Raw genomic sequence first — 2372 nt, forward strand, 5'->3', positions numbered from 1 at the left:
AAAAGTATTAGCGAAGGCGGGCGAAAAGTGAACTGAAAGTTCAGTTTTCAACCAAACTGAGCCAATGCTTTTTCAATGAAGTAAACTTACAAAATAAATACGGAATTGAAAAGCAGTGGCGGCGAAGAAAATTCAAATTTTCAATTTGAGTATTCAAGCCCGCTTTTGCTAATACACTGTTGGGCGATCGTTCATTTTTCTGCATTTATTTTTCTCAGTACAAAGTCTAATTGTCTGTCGAATTTTGTCTTTAAATCGTTAGGTTCAATTTCTATTTCAAAATCAGGTTTAATTCCTTTATTATCATACTTAAAGTTTGGTGTTCTCATTTTATATTGAAATATTGGAATCCAAACTAAAGTTTTAGAATAAGGTAAAATAAAAGCTTGTCCGCCTGAATTACTGTAATTACTTCCTTGAGAATATGCTCCATAAAATGTTCCTATTTTATAGTTTTGCAATAATGCCAATAAGTGTCCTGTTGTCGAGAAACATCCTCCGTCAATTAAAACACTTAGTTTCCTTTTGAAGTGATTTGTTTTGTTTTGTTGTTGCTCAAACCACCAATAATCTGCACTATCTGTTGCTGTATAACAATGTAGACCATTTATTAATTTGGTTTCCGAAAGTTCAATTTCTTCAATATTATTTGGATATTGAGCAAAATGCTTCCAATCTTTAACACTATTATATTTTGCTCCTACATAATCAAAATAATAGAACGGCTTAGATGTTAAATATGAAAATAAATAGCTTGCTATTTCTGTTGCTCCACCACCATTATCTCTTAAATCAAGAATCAAATCAGTTGTTTTTAAACTATCAGCTTTTTTGAAAAACAAATCCAATTGTAATTCAGCATTTTTTCTATCTGTTTCATTATAGCCATTTGCGAATGAATGAAACTTGATAACGCCTATTTTTTCACTTAAAAATTCAGTAGTTAAAGGTTCTATGTTTTGATTTAATACCTTTGTAAAGTCTTTATAAGCAATACCTTTCAAGTTTACAGATTTCTTTTGTTTATTACTATCAATATATTCAATACTAAAGTTATCAGATTGATTATAAATAAAATAATAAAAGGGAAAACTTCTAAATCTGACATTTAAACCTGACTTATTATTTCCCTCTAAATGAATATACTTTTGAAGTTCTTTGCTAATCGTTTCTATTTTTTTGTCATTGATTTTTAAAATTTCACAACCTATGAAACTTTTATAATTTTCTATGGTTTTATCAAAAAAATACTTATTCTTAATTTTATAAATACTAAAAGGAAAAACACTTTTATTTTGCATTAATGAACTAATTTTACTTCTGTCAGTGGCAGTGTGCCCATCTTTTATCTTTGCCATTAAAGTAGCAGTTAATTTATAATATTCAATAATGGATAAATTATTTTTAATGGAATTTTGAAGCATTGAATAGGTTTTGTCAAATTCATCTTTTGAACAAAACATATATTGCCCTGGATGAATTGTATTTGTCAAATTGTACAATTCAGAAAATTCAATTTTTATACTATCCTTTTGTAGAGATTTTATGAAAAGAGAATCGGTAAATTCTTTTTTTTGACCAAAGGAAAGTAAGTTTAAGAAAATCAAAAATAAACTTAGATATGTTTTCAAATTTAAATATTCTTTTGAGGTTTTACTTTATTTTGAATGTTGCCCAACTCTCAAATATACGCAATTAGTTTAAAATGACAAAATTTCAATTATTTAATCAATCAACTGTTAATCAAATAGTTATTGTGTGATTTTAAGACTATTGAATTTTTGAAGAATTGCGCATTTTAAATATCTTCATCGAAAAACTTATTGAAAGTAAGTATTTACAAACGGATACAAATGGTATTAATCGTTTTCTATACGGATAAGTAATCACCGCTGTTTCAAATTTGCAAAAGCGTTTTGAGATAGACAACTAACGACTCAAAATGATGTTTAACTTTTAAATTTAATTATCATGTCATTAAGAAACAAAGTGATGCTTATTGGTCACACAGGAAAAGAGGTTGAAATCTTTAATTTTGAAAATGGTGGACTCAAAGCTACCGTTACTATTGCTACTAACGATTATTACACCAATTCGGTAGGAGAGAAGGTGGAGGAAACTCAATGGCATAATTTGGTGGCTTTTGGAAAGACTGCCGAAATCATGCAAAAATATGTTACAAAAGGGAAGGAGATTGCCATTGAAGGCAAGCTAATGTACCGCTCTTATGATGGCGCAGATGGACAAAAGAAATATGTTACCGAAATTAGAGTTGAAGAACTAGTGCTTCTGGGTACTAAATAAAGAATATAAGAGCGTGAATAAATTTTATTCAATAGCATTTTATATAGCTTTCTACTTAATTTTCTTAA

Annotated in this window: 2 protein-coding genes; one reads left to right on the forward strand and one right to left on the reverse strand. The window is 28.5% G+C overall.

The genetic code is table 11. The annotated features are described in order from the left end of the window. Nucleotides 1-191: 191 nt before the first annotated feature. Nucleotides 192-1631 carry a S41 family peptidase gene (locus AC4AGG_RS16075; protein ID WP_489773036.1) on the reverse strand — a complete coding sequence of 480 codons (1440 nt, stop codon included), beginning with the start codon at nt 1629-1631 and terminating at the stop codon, nt 192-194. A gap of 340 nt (nt 1632-1971) precedes the next feature. On the opposite strand from AC4AGG_RS16075, the gene AC4AGG_RS16080 reads away from it, so the two are divergent. Beyond that, nucleotides 1972-2304, forward strand: coding sequence for a single-stranded DNA-binding protein (locus AC4AGG_RS16080; protein WP_489773037.1), 333 nt, complete (start codon nt 1972-1974; stop codon nt 2302-2304). Nucleotides 2305-2372: the final 68 nt, after the last annotated feature.

Source organism: Chryseobacterium sp. CG10_8, assembly GCF_058117085.1.